Source organism: Arthrobacter sp. Hiyo1, from assembly GCF_001263615.2.
Lineage (GTDB): Bacteria > Actinomycetota > Actinomycetes > Actinomycetales > Micrococcaceae > Arthrobacter.
Genome location: NZ_DF952477.1, coordinates 118,483 through 122,834, shown reverse-complemented (window position 1 = coordinate 122,834; position 4,352 = coordinate 118,483). Strand labels below are relative to the sequence as shown.

The following is a 4,352-nucleotide window of genomic DNA, read 5'->3' as shown; positions in this document are numbered from 1 at the left end:
GGCAAGCCATCCGATCGCGGCACCGGCAAGAAACGGCCATGCCGTGGAAAAGACCCCGGTCACCACATCGGCGCGCTGGTGTGCGTCGCGGCCGATGGCCGCGAAAACAAGAATGAGAATGGCGTCGGCCAGGCCGGCGATGAGGGCGGTGCGGGGCAGGGCGGGTTTTGCAGCAGGCATGGAAACGACACTATCCCGCACTGATGCCCGAACTCGAACCGAAAGTCCTGCGCATGCCACTAGGCTCTTAAACCGGCACCTCTTGAACCCGCACCCTTGAACCAGCACCTCTTGAACCAGGATCGAGTACCGCGGAAGATGTGGCTACGACACGTGAAGCGACGCCAACCACCGGAGGTGCAACATGAAGTTGATCCAGGTTGCTCAGCGGGCGGTGGACCTCGACCGGGCATCGGCGTTCTACTCCCGGTTGCTGGGCAGTGCGCCGAGCGGAAGATTCGATCCGCCCGGCCTGCTCTTCTTCGATCTCGACGGCGTCAGGCTTCTCCTGGATCTCGGCGCTCCGTCGTCGCTGATCTACCTCGACGTCCCGGATCTCCGGCTCTCTGTTGAAGACCTACGCGCCTCGGGAACGAAGATCGTCCAGGAGCCACAATTGGTCTACAGCCATGTCGATGGAAGCCTCGGGCCAGTTGGAAGCGATGAGTGGATGGCCTTTATCAAGGACAGCGAGGGCAACACAGTCGGGCTGGTCGGCCGGCAGACAAGCGGCAGCTAGGAAGCGGGGCCCCGGGAGCTGACAGCCGCCGTCGGGCAGGAAAAAGTTTGCCTGTAGATGGTCCCGGCGGGCGCTGTTAGCATGACGAAAAGGTAGCTGATCGTGCTGCCCCCAAACACCGAGGAGCCATGTAATGACCACGAACCTCAACCCCTACATCAGCTTTCGGGACAACGCCAAGGAGGCCATGGCCTTCTACCAGTCGGTCTTTGGAGGCGAGTTGACCCAAAGCACCTTCGCGGAGTTCCACGCGAGCGAAGACCCCGCCGAGAGCGACAAGATCATGCACTCGGCGCTCAAAACAGACAAGGGATTGCTGCTCATGGCCGCAGACACCCCCAATAGCATGGACTACAGCCCGGGAAACAACATCTCGGTGTCGCTCAGCGGCGACGACGAAGCAGAACTTCGCGGCTATTGGGACGGGCTGGTCGACGGCGGGACGGTCACCGTGCCGATGGAGAAGGCGCCGTGGGGAGACATCTTCGGGATGCTGACCGATAAGTTCGGCATTGCCTGGCTGGTCAACGTGTCGGGGGAGCAGCTCAGTAAGCCAAGAACAGAAGCGCCCTCCGCCGCGCAATGCGGGACGGAGGGCGCTTTCTGTCTTATCGGGCTATCCGACCGGGTTGGTCGTCTGGCACGTCTGGTCTTGGGCGGTCTGGGCAACCACGTCATTGGGCTTAGGGGCCGGAAGCGTCGGCTTGTTGCCTGCGGCGAAATCTTGCCCGGCGTAGAGCTGGACTCCCTGGACGCTGGCGACCTGCTGCACGCTCGTCGCCGGCAACCCGAACATTGCGGCGACGTCCGCGGCAACGTCGGCAAAGCCTGCACCGTAGTAGACCATGGTCTGCGGCCGGGAGTCGGCTTGGATCCTGGCCAGCTTCGTGAAGCCTCCGGCGGAGAGAAGCGCTCCGATCTCCTGGCTTCTGCCGGTCACGCCCGTTCCATTTGCAACGGTGATCGGTTGAAGCGCCTTGTCGTATCCGCCTTCGACGTTTCCGTGGAGGGAGCAGGGGACGCCGCGGCGCTTGGTGCGGGCTGGCTGAGGTCGGGGCTCTTGGTCAGGGCAGCAAAGAAGTTGCCCGCAGCCGGTTGGTCGAGGTCGAGCCGGTTGGGATCGGACGAGGCAGGGACATTGGGCACGGTGATGAAGTTGACCTTGGCCGGGTCAATGTTTTTCAGCCTGCCCGCGATGGTCAAGAGGGCCGGGACCGAGGCGAGACCGTTGTCGACCGTGAGGTTCTTGGTGACCGTATCGGCGATGCCCAGCATCTTTTGGGGGTTTCCGAGCGTGCCGTCAGCTTTGAGCTTCCGCACGAGGGAACCAAGGAACGATTGCTGGGCCTTGATCCGTCCGAGGTCTCCGCCGTCGGAAAATGCATGGCGGGTGCGCAGGAAGGCAAGTGCCTGGTCACCTTCACCTGTGAGGTGCCCTTGGGCAAATGCAATCCGGAGTCAGGGTCGTTGACGGCGGTGCTCACACAGACGTCGACGCCGCCGACGGCTTTGGATAGTTCGGTCACGGCGTTGAAGTCGGCCATCATGAAGTGGTCAACTTCCAAACCCGTGAGCTTGTTGACGGTGTCAACAGCGCAGCCGATGCCTGCCTCGGCCATCGCGCTGTTGATCATCGCATTTTGCCGTTCAGGGTATTGCTTGCCGGTTTTGTTGTCAGTACAGGCCGGCACGTCGACCAACAAGTCGCGCGGGAAGCTGATCACGTTGACATGGTTGTTGTCCGCGGAAATATCCAGCAACATCATGACGTCCGATTGGCCGTAGCCGGAGGATTGGTCCGTGGTGCCGAACTGCCCGTTCTTACCGCTCCTGGTATCGGTACCCAGAACGAGGATTTGGAGACGGTCCTTGCTGTCGTCCACCGGTCCTTCCGTCCTGACGCCACCGGCACCGAGTGCGGACGATGAGATGTTGGACTGAAGGCGCCATACCCAATACCCTCCAAACGCGATGACTGCGATCAGCAAGACGGCCACTGCGGCGCTGGTGATTTTGAACCAGCGGGGCGAACGGCGAAAGCTGAACCGCCGGCTGCGGGCAGCCAGTTTTCCCTGGCCCGGGTAGGCAACAGGGGGTGACTGACCCGGCTCCGGGCTGGGTGCATCGTGGCGAGTGACCAAAAGGGAACTACCTCTCCAGGGGAAATACGGACGGCCCTATTGTAGCCGGGGGCTCTGGGAAGCTTCCGTGAGGCCCGCGGCAGCAGGGCAGATCCCGCGCAATGATTCAATGGGAACATGACTCTGAGTTCACTTGCGGCGTTCGTCGGATTGTGCGTGATTTTGGCCCTCACACCGGGCCCTGACTCGTTCCTCGTCCTGAGGTACAGCCTGTCGAACGTCAAGGCCGGCCTCTCGGCGGGCCTCGGGTCCTCGCTCGGCAGCATCTTCTGGGCAGGGCTTGTCGGCATAGGATTGGCGGCCCTTCTGGAGCAGTCGGCCGAGGCATACAGGGTAGTGAAAATCATCGGTCGCCTGTATCTGGTTTACCTAGGGATCAGCGCCTTTATCCACAGCCGGCGAGGACAGCCAGCCCACCAGGAACAGGACTCTGTCGAGGCGGGCCCCAAACTGCGTTCGACTTTCCTGGCGGGACTTGTTTCGTGCATGCTGAACCCCAAAGTGGGCCTGTTTTTCCTCGCTGTGGTGCCCCAGTTCCTTCCTCCGGGGGAAGCGTCTTTTGGACTGACGATGTTGCTAGGAGTCATCGATTTCGTCATTTCGATGCTCTACCTCGGCGTCCTGTCCCTGGTGGCGACCAAAGCGGTTCTCTGGCTGAAGAGGCCATCTGTGACGAAAGCACTCGAACGGACGTCTGCCGCGATCCTCACGGCACTTGGCCTGGGGACTGCGGTTTCGGCAAACAGCTGAGCGGGGATGACGCACGCCTTTGCGTCATCCCTTCTGATCATCGCGGCGTTTCTCGAGGGGCGCACCCGTTGCCGTCCAGTGCTTCCGCCGTCGGGCTCAATGCTCCGCGGCGACGGCCGGAACGCTGCGGTCAAACGCCGTCAGGAGAACCATCGAGGCGCCGATTGCGACCAGGATCCACGCCAAAGTGTGGAAACCGGCGTCGGTGGCGGACGGCCCGAAGGCGATGCCGATGAGGCTGGAGGAGCCGATCGCGCCCAAGTACATTGACGTCCGCAGCAACCCGGAGGCCACCGCGATCTCCGCGGCAGTTGTTTGCAGGTACAGCGCCGCCTGATTCGCGAAACTGCTGAAACCGTTGGTCAGGCCCAGCAGCAAGGTCATTCCAATGAGCAGCCCGACGCCGGAGCTGTGGTTCACGAGCAGCATCACGCCTGCGGACAGTGTCAATGCGACGCCTGCAAGGATCAACGGCCAGCGGACCCACGCCCGGCTGGAGACGACCCGTGCCACGACAATGCTCAGCAGGCTTAACGGAATCAGAATCAGCCCCACCGCCGCGGGGTTGAGCCCCATACTTTGTTCCATCCACTGGCTGGTCCCGTACATCGAGGCATACGTGGCCAGGGCGGCCAGGATCGTACGCAGGTAGGTACGCTGCAGCGGTCCGTTCCTGCCCAGCATCCGGACGTCGATCGAGTGGACTGCCCGCACGCCGCTCC

5 protein-coding genes and 3 pseudogenes are annotated in these 4,352 nt (G+C 62.3%); 3 read left to right on the top strand and 5 right to left on the bottom strand.

Annotation, left to right across the window (positions count from 1 at the left end; all coding sequences use genetic code 11):
- Positions 1 to 180, bottom strand: a 180-nt coding sequence (locus tag AHiyo1_RS27580; RefSeq protein ID WP_253257552.1) for a DUF3054 family protein, incomplete at its 3' end; no start/stop codon positions are given.
- Between the two features lie 184 nt (positions 181 to 364).
- On the opposite strand from AHiyo1_RS27580, the gene AHiyo1_RS21965 reads away from it, so the two are divergent.
- Together AHiyo1_RS21965 and AHiyo1_RS21960 are read left to right on the top strand one after the other, a co-directional pair.
- A complete protein-coding gene (locus tag AHiyo1_RS21965) occupies positions 365 to 739 on the top strand; it encodes a VOC family protein (RefSeq protein WP_059389996.1) in 375 nt (124 codons plus the stop codon).
- A 133-nt stretch (positions 740 to 872) separates the two neighbouring features.
- A pseudogene (locus tag AHiyo1_RS21960) lies at positions 873 to 1,283 on the top strand (VOC family protein); the annotation flags it as partial.
- A 72-nt stretch (positions 1,284 to 1,355) separates the two neighbouring features.
- Here the strand turns inward: AHiyo1_RS21960 and AHiyo1_RS28415 are convergent.
- The 3 genes and pseudogenes from AHiyo1_RS28415 to AHiyo1_RS28405 form a co-directional block, all read right to left on the bottom strand.
- Positions 1,356 to 1,679, bottom strand: coding sequence for a LytR C-terminal domain-containing protein (locus tag AHiyo1_RS28415; RefSeq protein WP_445286251.1), 324 nt, complete (start codon positions 1,677 to 1,679; stop codon positions 1,356 to 1,358).
- Positions 1,676 to 2,059 (bottom strand): hypothetical protein, encoded by a 384-nt coding sequence (locus AHiyo1_RS28410; protein ID WP_445286255.1) that lies wholly within the window; start codon positions 2,057 to 2,059, stop codon positions 1,676 to 1,678. The genes AHiyo1_RS28415 and AHiyo1_RS28410 overlap by 4 nt, the downstream gene beginning before the upstream one ends.
- A 45-nt stretch (positions 2,060 to 2,104) precedes the next feature.
- A pseudogene (locus AHiyo1_RS28405) lies at positions 2,105 to 2,502 on the bottom strand (LCP family protein); the annotation flags it as partial.
- 495 nt (positions 2,503 to 2,997) lie between these two features.
- Here AHiyo1_RS28405 and AHiyo1_RS21950 point away from each other — a divergent pair.
- Complete coding sequence (locus tag AHiyo1_RS21950; protein WP_059389995.1) at positions 2,998 to 3,630, top strand: LysE family translocator; 633 nt, start codon at positions 2,998 to 3,000, stop codon at positions 3,628 to 3,630.
- A 96-nt stretch (positions 3,631 to 3,726) separates the two neighbouring features.
- Here the strand turns inward: AHiyo1_RS21950 and AHiyo1_RS21945 are convergent.
- Positions 3,727 to 4,352, bottom strand: a pseudogene (locus tag AHiyo1_RS21945) (hypothetical protein); the annotation flags it as partial.

Excerpts from the sequence above, each read along its gene's own strand:
- AHiyo1_RS21950 (WP_059389995.1), top strand. The coding sequence starts at position 2,998 with ATGACTCTGAGTTCACTTGCGGCGTTCGTCGGATTGTGCGTGATTTTG.
- AHiyo1_RS21965 (WP_059389996.1), top strand. The coding sequence starts at position 365 with ATGAAGTTGATCCAGGTTGCTCAGCGGGCGGTGGACCTCGACCGGGCA.